We start from the raw sequence: 20,097 nt of genomic DNA on the forward strand, positions 1-20,097 counted from the left end.
TACAGTTTGTGAGATCCCAGCGTCCATGCGCCGTTCCGTCTCCCTGTTGGCCGCCTGCGCCACCACCCTGCTGCTGGGCGCCTGCGCCAGCACCGCCCCCGCGTCCGCCCCGGCCGGCCTGAAGGTCGCCGTCGATCCCGTCGCCCATCCGGCCGGCGAGACCCCGCAGTGGTGGTACCGCAGCGGCGCCGCCCAGGCCGCCGCCAACGGTGCGATGTCCGGCAAGGCCAAGAACGTCATCCTGTTCCTCGGCGACGGCATGAGCCTGACCACCGTGGCGGCCTCGCGCATCTACGAAGGCCAGCAGAAGGGTGGCTCGGGCGAGGAGAACCTGCTGTCCTGGGAGCGCTTCCCGGCCACGGCGTTCAGCAAGACCTACAACACCGATTCGCAGACCCCGGATTCGGCCGGCACCATGACCGCCATCACCACCGGCGTGAAGACCCACATGGGCGCGATCGGCGTCAGCGCCGGCAGCCGCACCGACTGCGCCGACAGCCTGTCCAAGGGCCTGCTGACCTGGCTGCAGCTGGCCGACAGCGCCGGCCTGGCCACCGGCGTGGTGTCCACCGCGCGCCTGACCCATGCCACCCCGGCCGCCACCTATGCGCACTCGCCCGAACGCAACTGGGAAAACGATACCGACCTGACTGAAGCGGCCAAGGCTGCAGGCTGCAAGGACATCGCCCAGCAGCTGCTGTCGACCTCGCGCTACGGGCGCGGCCCGCTGGTCGCCCTCGGCGGCGGTCGCGGTGAATTCACCACCGTGGAAGAGCGCGATCCGGAATACGACGACAAGGTCGGCCAGCGCCTGGATGGCCGCAGCCTGGTGCAGGAATGGCAGCAGGCGCACCCGCAGGGTGCCTACGTGTGGAACAGCAAGCAGCTGGCCGCCGCCGCCAACGCGCCGGCCATCCTTGGCCTGTTCGAACCGGACCACATGCGCTACGAGTACGAGCGCCCGCAGGATCCGGGCGGTGAGCCGAGCCTGGCCGAACTGACGGCCGCAGCGATCAAGAATCTGGCCAAGCACCAGGAAGGCTACGTGCTGATGATCGAAGGCGCGCGCATCGACCACGCCAACCACAGCGGCAACGCCTACCGTGCCCTGACCGAGACCGTGGCGCTGTCCGACGCGGTGCGCGTGGCCAACGAGCTGACCTCGGCCGACGACACCCTGATCATCGTCACCGCCGACCACTCGCACACGCTGAACTTCGTCGGCTACCCGGCACGCGGCAACCCGATCCTGGGCAAGGTGAAGGACAAGGGTGGCGAAGACGGCGCCGGCAAGCTGGACTACGCGCTGGACGGCAGCGGCCAGCCGTACACCACCCTGACCTACGCCAATGGCCCGGGACATACCGGCGCCAGCAACCAGCAACCGGCCGGCGCCAAGCGCTACCCGCACAACCCGAGCAGCTTCGAGCCTGCCAACGGCCGCCCGAACCTGCGCGAGGTCGACACCGAGCATCCGGACTACATGCAGGAAGCGCTGGTGCCGATGAAGGCCGAATCGCACGGCGGTGAAGACGTCGGCATCTGGGCGCGCGGCCCGGGCAGCAAGGCGATCCGCGGCACGCTGGAACAGAACGCGATCTACCACATGATCGTGCAGGCCACCCCGGCGCTGCGCGAGCGCCTGTGCCAGGCCGGCACCTGCGATGACAAGGGCGTGCCGGTGCAGCTGCCGGCACCGACGGCCTTCGAACGCAAGGCCGAGGCCAAGTGATCGTGCAGCAGGCCCACCCTGCCCCCGCCCGCGGCCGTTTCGCACGGTCGCTGGCCCTGCTCGGCGCGCTGGCCAGTTCCAGCGCGCTGGCGCAGGCACCGGCCTGCAAGCTGCTGACCGACGAACACGGGTTGTGGCCGCTGCCCAACTGCGAGGTGGTCGATCACCGGCCGAAGATCAGCGCCGACACGCTGAAGGACCTGAACTACGACGACCACGGCCTGGCCGTGGTGTATGCCGACCAGGGCTTCCACTACGTCGACCGCAAGGGCCGCAGCCTGCCGGTGCTGACCTGGGACAACGGCCCGGAAACGCCGCAGGAAGGCCTGCTGCGCGCCCGCGTCGGCCACCGCGTCGGCTACTTCGACCTGAAGTTCCGCCAGGTGGTGCCCGGCACCTTCGATTTCGGCTGGCCGTTCCAGGATGGCGTGGCCGAGGTCTGCAACGGCTGCCGGCGCGGCACGCCGGATGCCGATGGCCACACGCCGATGGAAGGCGGAGAGCGGTTCCGGATCGACCGCTCGGGCCGTCGGGTGAAGTAGGTTTTTCGGCAGGGCTGCGCCCTGCACCTGCTACAAGCCAGAGCAACAGCAACAGCCAAAGCCAGAGCGGAATTCCGTGGGATGGCGGGGCACTGTGGGTTTGCGGGGACGCCGTAAACCCGTCCATGGGGGCTTGGTCGCCGCATCCATGCGGCTCACACCCCGCAAACCCACAGCGCCCCACCTTCGACCGTTGGTCGGCGGCCAGTAGATCCACGCCATGCGTGGATGAAATCTGTCAGATATCGAATTGAATCCGGGGTCAGATCCGTTTTCCTGCGGAAAACGGATCTGACCCCAAGAGCATTTCCGACAGATCGCGAATATCTGTCGAAGGCGGGGTGGGTCCGGTTGCGGGAGTGTCCGCGGCATGGATGCCGCGGCCAAGCCCCCATGGACGGGTTTACGGCGTCTCCCGCAACCGGACCCACCCCGCCAACCCTCAGGAAACCAGCTTCTGCTGTTGCTGTTGCTGTTGCTCTGGATCGTAGCAGGTGCAGGGCGCAGCCCTGCCGAGCAACCCTATACTTGCCCCGTGACTGCCTTCCCTGCCCTCGTTCCGCTGGATGCGCCGCTGCTGGTGGGCTACAGCGGCGGTGTCGACTCGACCGTGCTGCTGCACTGGCTGTGGCGCTGCGCCCAGGCTTCCGGCACTGCGTTGCGTGCGGTGCATATACACCATGGCCTGCAACCCGATGCGGACGGCTGGGTGCTGCATTGCCAGCAGCAATGCGCAGCACGGGGCATCGAACTGGCCGTGCATCGCGTGCAGGTCGACAACAGCGCGGGCCTTGGCCTTGAAGGTGCGGCACGGCAGGCGCGACGCGCCGCGTTCGCCGCCGAACTGCGCGACGGCGAAACGCTGGCGCTGGCGCAGCACCTGGACGACCAGGCCGAGACCTTCCTGCTGCGGGTCCTGCGCGGATCCGGCGTCGATGGCCTTGCCGCGATGTCCGCGCACAGCTGCCTTGGCGAACAGCCTCTATGGCGGCCGCTGCTGGCGGTGCCACGCAGTGCACTGCTCGACTACGCACGCCAGCACGCGCTGCGCTGGATCGAAGACCCCAGCAACGCCGACGATCACGCCGATCGCAACTTCCTGCGTCTGCAGGTGCTGCCGTTGCTGCGCCAGCGCTGGCCGCATGCCGCCGCGGCACTGGCGGGCAGCGCCCTGCATTGCCGGCAGACCCGCGAGCTGCTGGACGAGGAAGACGCCGAGCTGATCGCGCACCTGGAGGTGGCACCGCGCGTGCTGTCGCTGCAGCTGCTGCGCCAGGTGTCACCGGGCCGCGCGGCGCGCGTGCTCCGTGCCTGGGTGATCGGCCATGGGGCCGCGCCACTGCCGGCCACCGTGCTGCAGCAGGCACTGGACGAGCTGCTGCCGGCCGGCAACGATCGCCAGGCGCGGGTACGCTGGCACGATCATGCGATCCAGCAATGGCGCGATCATGCCTATCTCCTGCCCGCGCAGCTGCCGGCGCTTCCCCATGATTGGCAGGCCGGATGGGATGGACGCGCGCCATTGGCGCTGCCCGATGGCGGTCAGCTGCGCCTGCAGGGCGCCGTGGCCTTCGAACGCCCGCTCCAGGTGCGTGCGCGTGTGGGCGGCGAACGCATCCTGCTGCCCGGTCGCCAGCATTCGCATGCGCTGAAGGACTGCCTGCAACGCGAACACCTCGCGCCCTGGCGACGCGCCCAGCTACCGCTGGTCTTCGATGGACCACAGCTGCTCGCCGCCGCCGACGTGGTCATCGCAGCTCCCCTGCAGGCCTGGTTGCAGGCCCACGACGCGCAGCTGCAGTGGCGTCCGGGCGGCTGGTGAATTGACCCCCGCGCGCAGCCCGTCCACACTTGCCGCATGGCCAAGAAGTCCCCCGAAAACGCCTCCCCGGTCGCCCAGTTCGAGCAGTCGCTCGAATCGCTGGAGCAGCTGGTGGAGCAGATGGAAACCGGCGAGCTGAGCCTGGAAGCGTCGCTCAGTGCTTACGAACGTGGCGTCGGTCTGTACCGCCAGTGCCAGCAGGCGCTGGAGCAGGCAGAACTGCGTGTCCGCCTGCTCAGCGATCCGGCCCAGCCGGAAACGGCCGAGCCTTTCGATCCGCCCAGCCATGACGGCTGAGGTTCTGTTCGCGCGCTGGCGCGACCGTATCGAAAGCCAGCTCGACGCTGCCCTGCCCTCGCCTGCCGAAGCCCCGCAGGGCCTGCACCAGGCCATGCGCTATTCCGTGCTGGGTGGCGGCAAGCGCATGCGCCCGCTGCTGGTGTACGCCAGTGGCCACCTGTTCGGCGCACTGCCTGAAAACCTGGATGCGGCGGCGATGGCTGTCGAGCTCATCCACGCCTATTCGCTGGTGCATGACGACCTGCCGGCGATGGACGATGACGCCCTCCGACGCGGCAAGCCGACCACCCACATCGCCTTCGACGAAGCCACCGCGATCCTGGCCGGCGACGCCCTGCAGACCCGTGCCTTCGGCCTGCTGGCCGATGCGCCGCTGCCGGCCACGCTGCGCGTAGCCTGCCTGCAGACCCTGGCCCACGCGTCCGGTGCCTCCGGCATGTGTGGCGGCCAGGCGCTGGACATCGATGCCACCGGCCAGCAGCAGACCCTGGCGGCACTGACCCGCATGCATGCACTGAAGACCGGCGCGCTGATCCGTGCAGCGGTGCGCATGGGGGCGCTGTGTGGCCAGGCCCACGAACCGCAGCTGGCCCAGCTGGACGGCTTCGCCGACGCGCTCGGCCTGGCCTTCCAGGTGCGCGACGACATCCTCGATGTCGAAGCCAGTTCCGAACAGCTGGGCAAGACCGCCGGCAAGGACCAGGCGCAGGACAAGAGCACCTTCCCCGCGCTGCTCGGCATGGACGGTGCGAAGGCGCAGCTGCGCGAACTGGCGGCACGCATGCAGGCCACGTTGGCCGGCTATGGCGAAGAGGCCGATGCGCTGCGCGCACTGGCGACGCTGGCGGTGGAACGCGATCATTGAATCCACCCGCCGGACAGGGCCCGGCCCTGCCATCCAACAAAAACGCCCGGCACTGCCGGGCGTTTTCGTATCCGCATGTGGCCGGTCTTACTTGACCAGGCGCAGCGCGAACGGGTAGCGGTAGGCTTCGCCGTTGTTGGCCTTGACTGCGGCAATGATGCAGAACACCAGGTTCAGGATGCCGACGATCGGGGCCAGGATGCCGCCGATGATCACGATGGTCAGCACGATGCAGATCAGCATCGCGATGGTGATGGTGATCTGGAAGTTCAGCGCTTCCTTGGCCTGGTCGGTCACGAAAGCCTTGCTGGCGTCATCCTTGTTGATCAGCCAGATGATCAGCGGACCGATGAACCAGGTGAAGATGCCCAGCAGGTGCGCAGCCAGCGCCATGGTGCGCTGGTCGGCCGGAGCCTCGGTGGTGGCCGGCGGCGGCGGGACGTTATCGAATTCACTCACGACAAAACTCCTTTTCATTGGGTGGTCTTGACCCACCAGCACCAAGCTGGTTGCGTCAGGCGCGCATAGCTTACGCCATCAATGCCATCAATCATTACCGGCGATGGTCATCCGCCCCAGCAGGATCGAACCGGTCCGGATGTGCGAGCGCGGGTCGACGTCGCTGCCGACCGCCTCGATGCTGCTGAACATCTCGCGCAGGTTGCCGGCGATGGTGATGCCATCCACCGGGTACAGGATCTCGCCGTTCTCGACACGGAAGCCGCCCGCGCCCCGCGAGTAATCGCCGGTCACCCCGTTCACGCCCTGCCCCATCAGCTCGGTCACCAGCAGGCCATCGCCCATCTGCCGGGCGATCTCCTCCAGCGGGCCGGCATTGGCCGCCAGCTGCAGGTTGTGCACGCCGCCGGCATTGGCGGTGGTCTGCAGGCCCAGCTTGCGCGCCGAATAGCTGCCCAGCACGTAGCGCTGCAGCACGCCGTCACGGACCAGCGCCGAAGCACGGGTGGCCACGCCATCGCCGTCGAACGCGGCCGAGCGCAGGCCGCGACGCAGGTGCGGCAGTTCGTCGATCTGCATCCATTCCGGGAACAGGCGCTGGCCGACGCTGTCCAGCAGGAAGCTGGCCTGGCGGTACAAGGCGCCGCCGGACACCGCCGACAGCAGGTGGCCGACCAGGCTGCGTGCCACTTCCGGGGCGAACAGCACCGGCATGCTGCCGGTGGCCAGCGAACGCGGCTGCAGGCGGGCCACGGTGCGCTCGGCGGCGCGACGGCCGACCAGGCCCACGTCTTCCAGGTCCTCCCGGGCCAGCGCGCTGGTGTACCAGCCATCGCGCTGCATGCCATCGCCCTGCCCGGCGATCAGCGCGCAGCCGACCGAATGGTGGGTGCCGCGCTCACGGCCGAAGAAGCCGTGCGAATTGGCGTACACCGACAGGCTCTGCATGCTCGACACCGAAGCGCCATCGGAATTGCGGATCTGCGCATCGGCCTCGCGGCCGGCGACCTCGCACGCCAGGGCCAGGTCCACTGCCTCATCGGCCTGCAGCGCCCACGGGTGCCAACCGTCCAGCTCCGGGAAGTCGGTGGCCATCAGTGCGGCCTCGGCCAGGCCGGCAGCCGGGTCATCCTCGGTATGCCGGGCAATCGCGCAGGCCTGCTCGACCGTAGCGGTCAGGCTCGCCTCGTTCAGGTCACCGGTGCTGGCACTGCCCTTGCGCTGGCCGAAATAGACGGTCACGGCGATGCCGCGGTCACGCGTGGACTGCACGGTCTCGACCTCGCCGAGGCGGACATTGACCTCCAGGCCGCGGTCCTCGCTGCAGCTGACCTCGGCCTGGCTGGCGCCCAGCGCGCGGGCGCGGTCGAGCAGCTGCTGGGAGAGGTCGGCCAGCCGTTCCAGCCGGGCCGGGCTGTCGTCGCCGACGGCCACTTCAGGGGCGATCACGTTCAATGCTTTATCCTGTACGGGTTGGGCCCGGCATCACGCCGGGCGACTTTTTTTGAGATCAGGTAGGGACGATGCGCGGACGCGACGAAGAAACCGGTGAATTCCACGACAAGAGCCGCAGCCAGAACCGGCGCGACGCACTCGACGTGCTGGCCCTGGGCGAGAAGCTGGTGTCGCTGACCCCGGCCCAGCTGGCGCGCCTGCCGATTCCGGAAGACCTGCTGCCGCACATCGCCGAGTGCAAGCGCATCACCGCCCATATCGCCCACAAGCGCCAGCTGGCGTTCCTGGCCAAGCACATGCGCCGCGAGGAAGACGCCACGCTGGACGCGATCCGCGATGCGCTGGACGCCAACAGCGAAACCGGCCGCCGCGAAGTGGCGATGATGCACCGCGTGGAAGACTGGCGCGACCGCCTGCTGGCCGAGGGTGACAAGGCGCTGGCCGCCCTGCTCGACGACTACCCGCAGGCCGACCGCCAGCAGCTGCGCACCCTGCTGCGCAACGCGCAGACCGAGAAGGCGAAGAACAAGCCGCCGCGCGCCTACCGCGAGATCTTCCAGGTGCTGCGTACGCTGATGCTGCCGGCGGCGCTGGGCCTGAAGACGGCGGGCGACGAACACGCCGGCGATCCGGTCGACGAGGCCGACGAGGACTGAGTCCGCGCCGGCCAGGGCGGTGGCCGCGGCCATCGCCATGCTCAGGCCTGGGTACCGCCGACGGTGATGCCCTCGATCAACAGCGAGGGCTGGCCGACACCCACGGGCACACTCTGCCCGTCCTTGCCGCAGATGCCCACGCCCTCGTCCAGGGCCAGGTCGTTGCCGACCATGCGCACCTTCTGCATGGTTTCCGGGCCGTTGCCGATCAGCGTCGCGCCCTTCACCGGCGTGGTGATGCGGCCATCCTCGATCAGGTAGGCCTCGGTGGCCGAGAACACGTACTTGCCGCTGGTGATGTCGACCTGGCCACCACCGAAGTTGACTGCGTACAGGCCCTTCTTCACCGAGCGGATCATCTCCTGCGGGTCATGCTGGCCGGCGCGCATGTAGGTATTGGTCATGCGCGGCATGGTCAGGTGCGCGAAGGATTCGCGGCGCCCGTTGCCGGTCGGCGCCATGCCCATCAGCCGCGCATTGAGGCTGTCCTGCATGTAGCCGACCAGGATGCCGTCCTCGATCAGCGTGGTGCACTGGCTCGGGTGGCCTTCGTCGTCGATGTTCAACGAACCACGGCGTCCGTCCAGCGTGCCGTCATCGACGATGGTCACGCCCGGGGCGGCAACGCGCTCGCCGATGCGGCCCGCGTAGACGCTGGTGCCCTTGCGGTTGAAGTCGCCTTCCAGGCCATGGCCGACCGCTTCATGCAGCAGCACGCCGGGCCAGCCCGGACCAAGCACCACCGGCATCATGCCGGCCGGCGCCGGCACCGCTTCCAGGTTCACCAGCGCTTGGCGCAGCGCTTCCTGGGCGAGCGCTTCGGGGCGGCCGCTGGCAAACAGGTCTTCGTAGCCATAGCGGCCACCGCCACCGGCATAGCCGGACTCGCGACGGCCGTTGTGCTCGACGATCACCTGCACGTTCAGGCGCACCAACGGGCGCACGTCGGCCACCAGCACGCCGTCGCTGCGGGCGATCAACACCGTGTCGACGCCGCCGGACAGGCTGACCATCACCTGCTTCACGCGGGGATCGGCGGCACGCAGGTAGCCATCCAGGCGCTTGAGCACCTCGACCTTGGCCTCGTTGCCGATGCCGTCGATCGGGTCCAGCGCCGGGTACAGCGCGCGCGCATTGCCGCGCAGCAGCGATCGCCCGGACTGGGCGCCGCCCTCGCGCGAGATCGCGCGCGCCGACTGCGCCGCCGCCAGCAGCGCGTCGGCATGGATGTCATCGGAGTAGGCGAAGCCGGTCTTCTCGCCGGAGATCGCCCGCACGCCCACGCCCTGCTCGATGGAATGGGCGCCGTCCTTGACGATGCCGTCTTCCACGCTCCAGCTCTCGCGGCGGGCGTGCTGGAAATAAAGGTCGCCGAAGTCGACACCGGGGCCGAGCAGCTGGCCGAAGGTGCGCTCCAGACCAGCGGTATCCAGGCCGCCGGGGCGCAGCAGGCGATCTTGGGCAAGCGTCAGGGCGATATCAGTCATGGTCTCGATCTGGGGGTGCGGGGGCGCTCAGGCAAGCCCCGTTAACAGGGAAACGCGCTCAGCGCGAGCGCGGCAGGTCGGTGACGGTCGGCGGAATGGCCGGTGCAGGTGCCGGCACGGGCGGTGATGGGGTCTTGTCGCGGCTGCGCTCGATCACTTCCACCTTCGGCTCCTTCCATGGACCGGTCACCTTGTAGGTACGGGCGCCGATCTCGCCCAGCGGCTTGGACAATACCGCATTGGTGGCCGCACCCAGCGCGGCGCCCACCGGGCCACCGGCCACCGCACCGACCACGGTCAGCAGGTTGCCCGCGCGCGGGTTGACGTCGATGGTCTGGTCGAACTGCTGGTTGCGCAGGTCGGCCTGGCCACGGATGGTGATGTTGGCCGCGGGGCCTTCGATCAGCACCTTGTCGGTGCGCGCCATGCCCTGGCCGAACTGCATGCTGCCGTCGATCTGGTTGAACGCGAAGCCCTTGGAGAAGAAGTCGCGGAAGTCGAACATCAGCCGCCGCGGCAGCTGCGCGACGCTGAGCAGGCCCAGCACGCGGCCGGCGCCCGGATCCAGCTCCAGCAGCTGGCCATTGCGCGCGTGCAGGTCGAGGCTGCCCTGCAGGTTGCCCAGCTGGAAGTCCGACGGACCACCGCTCCACGAGGCCTGCAGCTGCGCCTGGCCGGAACCACCGCGCAACTGGCCGCCGTAATCGAGGTTCTGCATCAACCCGCCCAGGTCCTCGCTGCGCACCTGTGCAGTCAGCTCGGTACGCGCACCACCGGTACGGCCCAGCCAGCGACCGCTGATGTCGATCTCCTGGTCCGGCGCACGGAAACGCAGCTCGTCCACGTTCAGGCCATTGGCCAGCGGTCGCGTGCGCAGTACCGCCTGGCCCAGCACCACCTTGCCGAACTTCAGGTCGGCGATGTCCAGCGCGAACGGCGGCAGCTTGGCCGGATCCATGTCATTGGCACCGGCCTGCACCCGCGCCGGTGCGGCCGGCGCACCCGGTGCCGTCGGCAGTGACTGCCAGTGCACGCGGTCAAGCTGGCCACTGATCGTGCCGCCCTCGGCATTGGGGACGGTCAGGCGCCCGGCCAGCGACGGGCCGTCCAGGCGCACATCCAGTGCCTGCGGGCCCGGGTGCAGCTGCAGCCGGGTCTGCTCGAACACCCCGCCGATCAGCTTCAGCTGGCCGACCTGCACATCCACCGCACGCAGCGGCATGGCATCGTCGTCACCGCCGCCGCGCGCCAGGCTGATCCACTCCAGCGCATCCAGGGTCGGGCTGCGGCCATTGACCGACAGTCCGTTCGGTGGCGGCTCACGGTCGACATGATCGCTGCCCAGGGTGACCTGCACGCCGGTCTGATTGTTGTGGCTGCGTGCGGCCAGGGCCAGGCGCTGGCCGAAGGCCACATCGATGCGGCCAGCCCCCATCGGCAGCTGCGCGGCCACCGTGGTCGCCAGCGGCTCGGAGGCCGGCTTGTCCAGCGGCGCCGGCAGGTCCAGCCGGGTGCCGACCAGGTCCGAACTCAACCGCAGCTCGCTCGGCGGCGCCGGCGCGCCCGGGGCCACCTTGGGCAGGTTGACCGCGATGGTCCACGCCGAATTGCCGGAGATGTAAGGCTTGAGCCAGGCCATTTCCGGAGCACGGTCGATCAGTACGCCGGCATCAAGATGGGCCGTCAGCTGCGACTCGAAGGCCCGCGTGCTGTCGTGCACGTAGCCGCCGGCACGCAGGCTCAGGCGACCGTCCTGGCCGAGGTGGCGCACCGCCAGTTCCTCGGCGTCGAAGCCGCCATTGCTGTAGCGCGCCTGCCCATGCATGTTGTCGAAGGTCAGCTGGAAGCGCTTGTCGACCAGCTTCACGCCGGCCAGGTCGACCGTGCCCTGCAGGTGGCCCTCGCCTTCGTCCAGGTGCAGCGGCTGCAGCAGGTCGAAGGTCACATGCGCCGGACCACTGGCGACCAGATTGTCCAGGGTATCGCCGTAGTCCTTGTGCAGCGGGCTCTGGCGCAGCATCGCCAGCAGCTTGCCGGCCTCGCTCGGCGCATCGGCGCGCACGTACAGCGGCTGGTGGCCGAAGTCCGGAATGCCGGCTTCGAACTTCTGCACCGCCACGCCCGCCAGGTCGCCCCGTCCACGCATGTCGAAGCCAGGGCCGATGAAGGCGATATCGGCATCGACCTGGCTCATCAGCGGCCAGTCGTGCTGGAACCGGATGTCGCCATTGGTGATGTGGCCGGTCGCCTCGAAGCGGCCATCGTTGTTGTCGAACGGCCAGTCGTCCAGGTCACCGGTGACCAGGCCGACGCCGCCGCGTACCTGGCCGCCGGCCAGCGCCATGTCCAGCCAGTCGGTGGCGCCCTTGCTCATCTTGGAGTGGATCCAGAAGCGCTTGGCCGCCGTCATCGGCACGTCGTCCAGCTTCGCGGCCAGCTGCAGCCACGGCCGCGTGCCATCGCCCTGGAACCAGACCCCGCCACGCACGTCGGCCGCGTAGTCGGTGCCTTCCACGCGCATGGCCGGCGTTCCGATCCGCCAACCGCCACCCTCGTCGCGCCAGCCCACGATCTGTCCGGCCAGGTGCAGGTCATGGCGCACGCCGAAGCCGGTCGGCCAATCGAACTGCAGCTGGCGTTGCGGCAGCAGCTGCAGGCTGAAGCCATCGGCATCGCCTTCGAAACGCCCGCCCAGGCCGCGCAGGCCCGGGGAATCGCCGACGCTGGCAAAGCCCAGCGACTGCAGCTCGCCCTGTGCCCACAACGGGCCATCGCGTTTGCCTGCCAGCTGCAGCTCGCGAATGTCCAACTGTGGCTTGGACAGGAACAGCCAGTGCCGCAGCCCCGGCTCAAGGAGACTGCTCAGGGCCAGTCCGCGCAGCGCGGTTCCGGCCTGCACCGCACCGGCGTTCACCCGCAGCTGCTGGCCGACCTGGAGCTGCAGGCCATCGAGCTGCTGTTCGCCGTCTTCGGTCTTCAGGCGCAGGCGCGGCACCAGCAGCGCCCAGCCATCGGCCTGGCGCTGCCAGCGCAGGCGGGCCTGCAACCGTTGCAGCTGCAGCTGGGGTGCCGCCACGCCGGGCATCGGGGCGCCGTCGATACGCACGTCCCGCAGGTCCGAATCGGTGGTCAACGCCACCGGCGCGAAATCACGCAGGGTCAGCCACAGGTTGAGCTCGCCCTTGCCCTCGCGCAGGCGCACACCGCCGGCCGCCAGCAAGGGCGACCAGGCATGGAAATCGACCGGGTCGGCACCCAGCCAGGCCTGGCCGTTGCCGCGCATGCGGTCCACGTCCAGTACCGCGGTCAGCGGCAGCGCTTCGGCCTGCGCCCAGGCGCGTACACCCACGCGCAGGCGATCGCCATTGACCCGCATGCGCAGGTCGATGCGCGGCAGCGTGGTGTCGATGCCCAGCGCTGGCGCGTGCACGCCCAGGCGGCCCCCGATCACCTGCAGCTCGCCCAGCCGGCGCAATGCATCCAGCGGATCACCGCCGTTGTCGGACTGCGGCAGCCCCCGCACCGTCCAGCGTCCGTCCTCGCCCTGCTGCAGGTCCAGCGCCAGGCCACGCAGGCGCAGCTCGGTCAGCGAGCGCCCGGGCAGCAGCCCGCTGTACATCGATACCAGCACCTCGGCCTCGCCGATCGCCAGGCCCTGCCCGGTGCCGATGCGCAGGCCCTTCAGCTGCAGCAGCGGGCCACGACGGGTCCAGGCTGTCTGCAGCTGGTCGAAACGCACCGGTTGGCCGGCACGCTCACTCAGCCAGGCGGCAATCCTGTCGGGATGTCGCTCAGCCAGCGGCAGCAGCTGGCTGAGCGTGCCCACCAGCAGTGCAAGCCCGACCAGGCCCACCGCACAGGCGGCAATGAAATGACGGCGGATCCTTCGCAGTCGCAGGCGCGGCGGCGCGCTCATCGGCCACCGCCGGCCTGCAGCCGGCGAGGATCAGAGCAGAACGACATCGAATTGCTCCTGCAGGTACTGCTCGTCCGCCTGGAAGCGGATGCTCTTGCCGAGGAACTCTTCCAGCTCGGCCACCGCCGAGGATTCCTCATCGGTGATGCGCGCGACCACCTTGGTCGATGCGATCACCAGCAGGCGCGCGGCATCGAACTGGCGCACGGCACGGGTGATCTCGCGGAAGATCTCGTAGGTCACCGTCTCGGTGGTCTTGATGCTGCCGCGGCCGCTGCACTGCGGGCAGGTCTCCGACAGCTGGCGTTCCAGGCTTTCCACCGTGCGCTTGCGGGTCATCTCCACCAGGCCCAGCGGCGAAAAATCATAGACCGTGGTCTTGGCATGGTCGCGGGCCAGCGCCTTCTCCAGCGTGCGCAGCACCTGGCGGCGATGCTCTGCATCATCCATGTCGATGAAGTCGATGATGATGATGCCGCCCAGGTTGCGCAGCCGCAGCTGCCGCGCCACCGCCTGCGCCGCTTCCAGGTTGGTGCGGAACACCGTTTCTTCCAGGTTGCGCTGGCCGAGGAACGAACCGGTGTTGACGTCGATGGTGGTCATCGCCTCGGTCTGGTCGATCACCAGGTAGCCACCGGATTTCAGCGGCACCTGCTTGTCCAGCGCGCGGCCGATCTCGTCCTCCACGCCGAACATGTCGAAGATCGGGCGGTCACCGGAATACAGCTCCAGCTTCTCGGCCAGCACCGGCATGTACTTGGCGACGAAGGCCTGCAGCTGGCCGAAGGTCTCCTTCGAGTCCACCTTCACCTTGTCCACGTCCTTGCGGATCAGGTCGCGCACCGACCGCAGCGGCAGGCTCAGGTCTTCATAGATGATGCTGCACGACGGCGCTTCGCGGCCGCGGCGTTCGACCACGTTCCATACGCGCGACAGGTAGGCGATGTCCTCGGCGATGGCCTCGGCCGGCTGGCCTTCGGCGTTGGTGCGCACGATGTAACCGTAGCCACCATGCTGCGCCGACAATTCAGTCACCAGCGCCTTCAGGCGGGCGCGCTCGGTTTCGTCCTCGATGCGCGCCGACACGCCCACCACCTTTGACTGCGGCAGCAGCACCATGTAGCGCGAGGGAATGCTGATCTGCGTGGTCAGGCGTGCGCCCTTGGTGCCGATCGGGTCCTTCACCACCTGCACCACGATGTCCTGGCCGTCACGCAGCAGCTCGACGATCGGCACGCTGGCCGGCGGCGGCAGGGTGGTGTTCTCGGTGTCGGCGCTGGCCACCGGTGCCGGGCGCACCACGTCGTTGGCGTGCAGGAATGCGGCGCGCTCCAGGCCGACTTCGACGAAGGCGGCCTGCATGCCGGGCATGACCCGCTGTACCTTGCCCTTGTAGATGTTGCCGACCACGCCACGGCGCCAACCGCGCTCGATGTGCAGTTCCTGCAGCATGCCATTTTCGATCACCGCAACCCGGGTCTCGCGCGGGGTCACATTGACCAGGATTTCCTCAGACATCGGCAGCCTCCCTGGCGGCATCGGCAGTGGGGGCCGGCACGCCGCAGCGCGCCAGCAGACGATCGGTGTGCAGCAGCGGCAACCCCATGACGCCGGAGTAGCTGCCGGAAAGGTGTTCGATCCAGCGTTCGGCCCCGCCCTGGATGGCGTAGGCACCGGCCTTGTCCAGCGGCTCGCCGGTGGCGACATAGGCAGCGATGTCGGTGGCGTCGATCGGGGCGAAGGTCACCTCGGATATGACCAGCTCGCTGTCCAGGCCGGTGGCATCGACCACCACCACCGCGGTCATCACCTGGTGGGTGCGCCCGGCCAGTCGCGCCAGCATCGCCCGCGCGTCGGCGGCATCGGCCGGCTTGCCGAAGACCTCGCCCTCCAGCACCACCTCGGTGTCCGACCCGAGCACGCGTGCCTGCGGGTCGTCGGCCAGCACCTGGGCCAGGCCGGCGCGCGCCTTGTCGGCGGCGACCCGGCACACGTACTGCTCGGCACTTTCAGTCGCCGCGCGCTGCTCGACGACCTCCAGGTCAAGGGCCTGGAAGGGGCGTCCGAGTCGGGCCAGCAGCTGGTTGCGTCGGGGGGAGCGGGAAGCAAGATAGAGCATCGGCACAGCATAACCTGAGGCCGCCACCTGAATCGTCGGCAACCCGTTACGGAACGCGTACAACCCCGAACAGGCTCACAGCGCGTTCATCGCTACGACACCACCCTCACTGCCACAACAAGGAGATCCCATGCGCCTGACCGCCACCCCGCTGCTGCTTGCCCTGTCCCTTGCCCTTGGAACCTCGATGACCGCCCATGCCGCTCCGTCGTCGCCGTCGATCGCCGCCGCGGCCGAAGGCACCCTGCTGAACATTTCGGCCAACGCCGAGGCGACCCGCGTGCCGGACGTCGCCACCCTGTCGGCCGGCGTGGTCACCCAGGCCGCCGACGGCAACAGCGCCATGCGCCAGAACGCCCAGCAGATGGACAAGGTGCTGGCCGCGATCAAGGCCGCCGGCATCGCCGAACGCGACGTGCAGACCAGTGGCGTCAGCCTCAACCCGCAGTACCGCTATGCCGACAATGAAGCACCGAAGATCACCGGCTACCAGGCCAGCAATACGGTCAGCCTGAAGGTCCGCGACATCGCCAAGCTCGGCAAGGTACTCGATGCGCTGGCCGCGCAGGGCGCCAACCAGATCAACGGCCCCAGCTTCGAGATCGACCAGCCGGAACCGGTCTATGACGAAGCCCGCCTGGCTGCCCTGAAGAAGGCCCAGGCCCGTGCCCAGACCTATGCCAAGTCGCTGGGCCTGCAGGTGCGCCGCATCGTCAGCATTTCCGAGAACAGCAACGGCGGTTTCCGCCCGATGCCGATGATGCGCACCATGGCCGCCGGTGCGGCGATGGACAAGGCCACCCCGGTCGCACCGGGTGAATCGACCGTCTCGGTCAACCTGGACGTGGTGTTCGAACTGGGCCGCTGATCGCGTCCACCACGGCCGGCACAGGCGGGTCCCGCAGGGGGCCCGCCTTTTTCATGCGCGGTGCCGGCGCTGGCTGAAGGCCAGCCCAACGATCATGCCCCTGCCTCTAGGCAGTGGCCGCCATGCCGCGCTACTGATGGACTGCCAGCCGCGTGCGGCAACCCCGCCACGGGCCCTGGTGCGTTGAGGACTTCGTCACTGGCATGGAGGTGGATCATGGTTCGTACGTATCCCGTTGCATCCCCGCACTTCGACCCCGCCCGCGTAGCCGCCTGGAGTGCGGCGATCGCCCTGCATCTGCTGGCCTTCCTGTTGTTGCTCATCCCTGCGACCTACCAGGCCGTGCAGGCACCGCGTGACAAGACCCCGATCCGGCTGATCGAGAAGATCCCGCCGCCGCCGACACCGCCGGTTCCGGTCCCGCCGAAAGAGATCGTCCAGGTGGTGCCTAAACCGCGGACGCAGCCGGTGGTACCGCCACTGCCCGCCCCCACCGCGACCGTGGAAGAGACGCAGGGCATCGCGTTGCCGGCCGCCGAACCGGCCCCGCCGCAGCTGGCGCCCAGCATCGACACCTCCACCCCATTGGCTGGCGCCCAGCTGCAGTACCGCAGCGCCCCGCCGCCGACCTACCCGATCCAGTCCCTGCGCAACCACGAACAGGGCACGGTGCTGTTGCGGGTGGAAGTGGACACCCGTGGCCAGCCGGTCGCCGTCAGCGTCGAGCGCAGCAGCGGCTCGCGCAACCTGGACCAGGCCGCCCGCCAGCAGGTGCTCAAGCACTGGCGCTTCGAGCCTGCCCAGCGTGACGGCGTGGCGGTTCCGGCCATCGGCATGGTGCCGGTGCAGTTCTCGCTGCCGGACTGAGCGACCCCACCGGCCCGGCCTTGCGCCGGGCCGGCCCCTGCCTCAGCCGTAGGGAATGCGGACAGTCGAGGACCAAGCGTTACCGATTAAGCAAAAATTCACGACTTCGTCACCTGCTGGAAACCTAGATTGGCGCGTCCCGGTATCGATCCGGCGACAGCCCTCAACGCTACGGTTTTCCAGTTAGGAGAGAAGCTGTGAAACACCCGATCCAACGGCCCGCCAGCCGCCGCAGCAGCACCCTGGCATCGTCCATCACCCACATCCTCACCGGCGGCGCCCTGCTGCTGGCCGGCGCCGTCGCTTCCTCCTCCGCCTTCGCGCAGGAAAAGGCCACCAACCTCGACCGCATCACGGTCACCGGCTCCAACATCCCGCGCACCAACACCGAGACACCGTCGCCGGTGCAGGTGGTGACCCGCCAGGAAATCGACCGCACCGGCAAGACCTCGCTGGCCGAGTACCTGCAGACCATCACCGCCGATGGCGCTGGCTCGATTCCCAAGACCTTCGGCAACGGTTTCGCCGGCGGTGGCGCCGGCATCTCGCTGCGCGGCCTGGGCGCCGGCTCGACGCTGGTGCTGTTGAACGGCCGCCGCATGGCCACCTACGGCCTGGCTGATGACGGCCAGAAGGTCTTCACCGACCTCAGCACCATTCCGCTCGATGCCGTCGAGCGCGTGGAAGTGCTGAAGGACGGCGCCTCGGCGATCTACGGCTCCGATGCCATCGCCGGCGTGGTCAACATCATCCTGCGCAGCGACTTCCAGGGCGCCATCCTGCGTGGCTCCTACGGCCTGTCCGGTGACAGCGATGGCGACGCCAGGAAGGCGACCCTGACCGCCGGTACCGGCGACCTGGCCACCGATGGCTGGAACGCGTTCTTCAGCCTGGACGTCGGCAAGACCGACGCGATCAAGATCAGCGACCGCAAGAACCGCAAGTGGATCGGAACCGGTGACACCCGCCCGTGGGGCTATGACAAGACCGCCCAGTTCCTCGGCGGTGCCTACACCCGTGGCGGCACCTCCGGCGGCTCTGGCCCGAACGGCTCCTACCTCGACGCCACCGGGCACCTGGTTCCGCTGCCGGGTTGTGCCGGCCTGACCACCATCGGTGGACAGACCCCGGCCAGCATTGCCGCTGACGGCTGCCTGTTCGATCCGGCGCAGCAGTACCGCGACCTGATTCCGGAAGAGAAGTACGTCAACGTGTTCGGCCGCGCCAGCTTCGCCTTCGGCGAAGGCGGCGAGATCTACACCGAGATCGGCTACTCGAAGAAGGAAACCATCTTCAGCAACACCCCGTCCGGCGTGTCGGGCGGCTGGGGCTACCCGGGCGGCCCGGTCAACGCCAACAGCGGCGACGGCGCGACCGTGCTCGGCCCGAACCACCCGGACAACCCGACCCCCGGCACCGCGCGCCGCGTGCGCTACTCCGCCTGGGATGTCGGCCCGCGCGTCACCGACAACACCAATGAGTTCAACCGCTTCCTGGTCGGCGTCAAGGGCAACTGGGGTGACTGGACCTACGACACCGCCTACCTGCACTCGGGCACCGACCTGACCAACAAGCGCACAGGCTTCCTGCGCTACAGCGCCGTTCGCTGTGCGCTGGGCAATGCCAACTGCGCCGGTGGCGTGTGGCGCATCGGTGACGATGCGGGCAAGAACTCGCAGGCCCTGTACGACTACATCTCGCCCACGATCAGTGCCCGCGCCAAGTCCAGCCTTGACATGTTCGACTTCACCGTCTCGCGCAGCCTGGCGGACCTGAAGGGTGGCCCGCTGGGCCTGGCGATCGGTACCGAGTGGCGCAAGACCAGCAACAGCCTGACCCCGCAGACCTACACCGACCAGGGCGACATCATCGGCCTGGGCTACTCGGCCTATGACGGCACCCAGAACGTGTATGCCGGCTACGTCGAACTGTCGGCACCGGTGCTGGAACAGCTGGAACTGTCCGGCGCTGTGCGCTATGACAAGTACGAAAGCGGTGAAGGCAAGGCCACGCCGAAGCTGGGCGTGAAGTGGACCCCGGCCGACTGGATCGCCCTGCGCGCCAGCTACGCCGAAGGTTTCCGCGCGCCGAACCCGGCCGAGAACGGTGACGGTGGCCTGGCCGCCTTCTCCACTGCGGTCGACCCGGTGCGTTGCCAGATCAGCGGCGGCGCGGCCAGCGAATGTGGCGCCAATTCGGTGGCGATCATCACCAAGCCGAACAAGCTGCTGAAGCCGGAAGAGTCCAAGAGCTACTCGGTCGGCATCGTGCTGCAGCCGACTTCGACCACCTCGATGACCGTCGATGCCTGGCAGATCAAGCGCACCAACGAGATCGTGCAGGGCAGCACGGCGGCGGCGATCCTCGCCGGCAACGTGCTGCGCGACAGCAACAATCTCAATGGCGTGGCCAACAGCGGCACCATCCTGGCGGTCAACACCGGCTACGTGAATGCCAGCTCCTCGCGCGTCCGTGGTATCGATACCGATATCCGCCAGACCTTCGAGATCGGCCCGGGCCAGCTGGAACTGGACCTGCAGTGGAGCCACATCCTGAAGTTCGAGCGCACCGAAGGCGGCGACACGGTTGATTACGTGGGTACCCACGGCAACTGCGACGTCACCAACTGCATCGGTACGCCGAAGGACAAGGTCAACTTCGGCACCACCTGGAAGCAGGGCCCGTGGAGCGTCAGCGGCATCGTCAACTACATCAGCAAGATGGACAACATCGACAGCCGTGGTGGCAGCTACCTGGCCTTCTACGCTGACGGCACGCCGGTGACGAAGATCTCCTCGTTCACCACGATGGACCTGTCCGGTCGCTGGAGCATCAACGATTCGTTCGAACTCAATGCCTCGGTGGCCAACGTGTTCGACCGCATCGCCCCGCTCGACCCGACCACCTACGGTGCGGTGAACTACAACCCGATGCACTTCTCCGGTGCGCTGGGTCGTTACTACACCGTCGGCTTCAAGTACACGTTCAAGTAATACCGGTTGCAGCGTC

General features: G+C 68.4%; 15 protein-coding genes. 9 read left to right on the forward strand and 6 right to left on the reverse strand.

The window, feature by feature from the left end; translation table 11 throughout:
- Positions 1-25: 25 nt before the first annotated feature.
- The 5 genes from ACUZUJ_RS16015 to ACUZUJ_RS16035 all read left to right on the forward strand — a co-directional run bounded on the left by ACUZUJ_RS16015 (position 26) and on the right by ACUZUJ_RS16035 (position 5,261).
- Positions 26-1,732, forward strand: coding sequence for an alkaline phosphatase (locus ACUZUJ_RS16015; protein ID WP_014038013.1), 1,707 nt, complete (start codon positions 26-28; stop codon positions 1,730-1,732).
- Positions 1,729-2,274: a WG repeat-containing protein gene (locus ACUZUJ_RS16020; protein WP_119006581.1), complete on the forward strand. Its 546-nt coding sequence runs from the start codon at positions 1,729-1,731 to the stop codon at positions 2,272-2,274. The genes ACUZUJ_RS16015 and ACUZUJ_RS16020 overlap by 4 nt, the downstream gene beginning before the upstream one ends.
- A 535-nt stretch (positions 2,275-2,809) precedes the next feature.
- Positions 2,810-4,096, forward strand: coding sequence for a tRNA lysidine(34) synthetase TilS (tilS, locus tag ACUZUJ_RS16025; protein WP_119006582.1), 1,287 nt, complete (start codon positions 2,810-2,812; stop codon positions 4,094-4,096).
- A gap of 36 nt (positions 4,097-4,132) precedes the next feature.
- Positions 4,133-4,393 carry an exodeoxyribonuclease VII small subunit gene (locus ACUZUJ_RS16030; protein WP_006381978.1) on the forward strand — a complete coding sequence of 87 codons (261 nt, stop codon included), beginning with the start codon at positions 4,133-4,135 and terminating at the stop codon, positions 4,391-4,393.
- The gene (locus tag ACUZUJ_RS16035) at positions 4,383-5,261 is read left to right on the forward strand and encodes a polyprenyl synthetase family protein (protein ID WP_049447171.1); all 879 of its coding nucleotides are present in this window, start codon (positions 4,383-4,385) and stop codon (positions 5,259-5,261) included. Before ACUZUJ_RS16030 ends, ACUZUJ_RS16035 begins: the two co-directional genes overlap by 11 nt.
- 87 nt (positions 5,262-5,348) lie before the next feature.
- Here ACUZUJ_RS16035 and ACUZUJ_RS16040 read toward each other — a convergent pair whose 3' ends face one another.
- Entirely contained in the window at positions 5,349-5,720 is a 372-nt protein-coding gene (locus ACUZUJ_RS16040; RefSeq protein ID WP_014038018.1) for a DUF4870 domain-containing protein, read from the reverse strand.
- 87 nt (positions 5,721-5,807) lie between these two features.
- The gene (pmbA, locus tag ACUZUJ_RS16045) at positions 5,808-7,175 is read right to left on the reverse strand and encodes a metalloprotease PmbA (protein ID WP_049447169.1); all 1,368 of its coding nucleotides are present in this window, start codon (positions 7,173-7,175) and stop codon (positions 5,808-5,810) included.
- A gap of 68 nt (positions 7,176-7,243) precedes the next feature.
- Here pmbA and yjgA point away from each other — a divergent pair, with 68 nt between their 5' ends.
- Positions 7,244-7,831: a ribosome biogenesis factor YjgA gene (yjgA, locus tag ACUZUJ_RS16050; protein ID WP_014038020.1), complete on the forward strand. Its 588-nt coding sequence runs from the start codon at positions 7,244-7,246 to the stop codon at positions 7,829-7,831.
- 41 nt (positions 7,832-7,872) lie between these two features.
- Here the strand turns inward: yjgA and tldD are convergent, their stop codons facing one another.
- From tldD to ACUZUJ_RS16070, 4 genes are read right to left on the reverse strand one after another with little or no spacing between them, the layout of a single operon-like run.
- Positions 7,873-9,318, reverse strand: coding sequence for a metalloprotease TldD (gene tldD, locus ACUZUJ_RS16055; RefSeq protein WP_049447167.1), 1,446 nt, complete (start codon positions 9,316-9,318; stop codon positions 7,873-7,875).
- A 58-nt stretch (positions 9,319-9,376) separates the two neighbouring features.
- A complete protein-coding gene (locus ACUZUJ_RS16060) occupies positions 9,377-13,234 on the reverse strand; it encodes a YhdP family protein (protein ID WP_458220489.1) in 3,858 nt (1,285 codons plus the stop codon).
- Between the two features lie 30 nt (positions 13,235-13,264).
- Positions 13,265-14,752, reverse strand: coding sequence for a ribonuclease G (rng, locus tag ACUZUJ_RS16065; RefSeq protein ID WP_005418079.1), 1,488 nt, complete (start codon positions 14,750-14,752; stop codon positions 13,265-13,267).
- On the reverse strand, positions 14,745-15,353 hold the full coding sequence (locus ACUZUJ_RS16070) for a Maf family nucleotide pyrophosphatase (RefSeq protein WP_101765885.1): 609 nt from the start codon (positions 15,351-15,353) through the stop codon (positions 14,745-14,747). The genes rng and ACUZUJ_RS16070 overlap by 8 nt, the downstream gene beginning before the upstream one ends.
- Positions 15,354-15,483: 130 nt before the next feature.
- On the opposite strand from ACUZUJ_RS16070, the gene ACUZUJ_RS16075 reads away from it, so the two are divergent.
- The 3 genes from ACUZUJ_RS16075 to ACUZUJ_RS16085 all read left to right on the forward strand — a co-directional run bounded on the left by ACUZUJ_RS16075 (position 15,484) and on the right by ACUZUJ_RS16085 (position 20,081).
- Positions 15,484-16,221, forward strand: coding sequence for an SIMPL domain-containing protein (locus tag ACUZUJ_RS16075; protein ID WP_101765886.1), 738 nt, complete (start codon positions 15,484-15,486; stop codon positions 16,219-16,221).
- A 216-nt stretch (positions 16,222-16,437) separates the two neighbouring features.
- Positions 16,438-17,088 (forward strand): energy transducer TonB, encoded by a 651-nt coding sequence (locus ACUZUJ_RS16080; RefSeq protein WP_101765887.1) that lies wholly within the window; start codon positions 16,438-16,440, stop codon positions 17,086-17,088.
- A 197-nt stretch (positions 17,089-17,285) separates the two neighbouring features.
- Positions 17,286-20,081 carry a TonB-dependent receptor gene (locus ACUZUJ_RS16085; protein WP_458220490.1) on the forward strand — a complete coding sequence of 932 codons (2,796 nt, stop codon included), beginning with the start codon at positions 17,286-17,288 and terminating at the stop codon, positions 20,079-20,081.
- The last annotated feature ends 16 nt before the right edge of the window (positions 20,082-20,097 follow it).

Source organism: Stenotrophomonas sp. S4 (assembly GCF_054187805.2).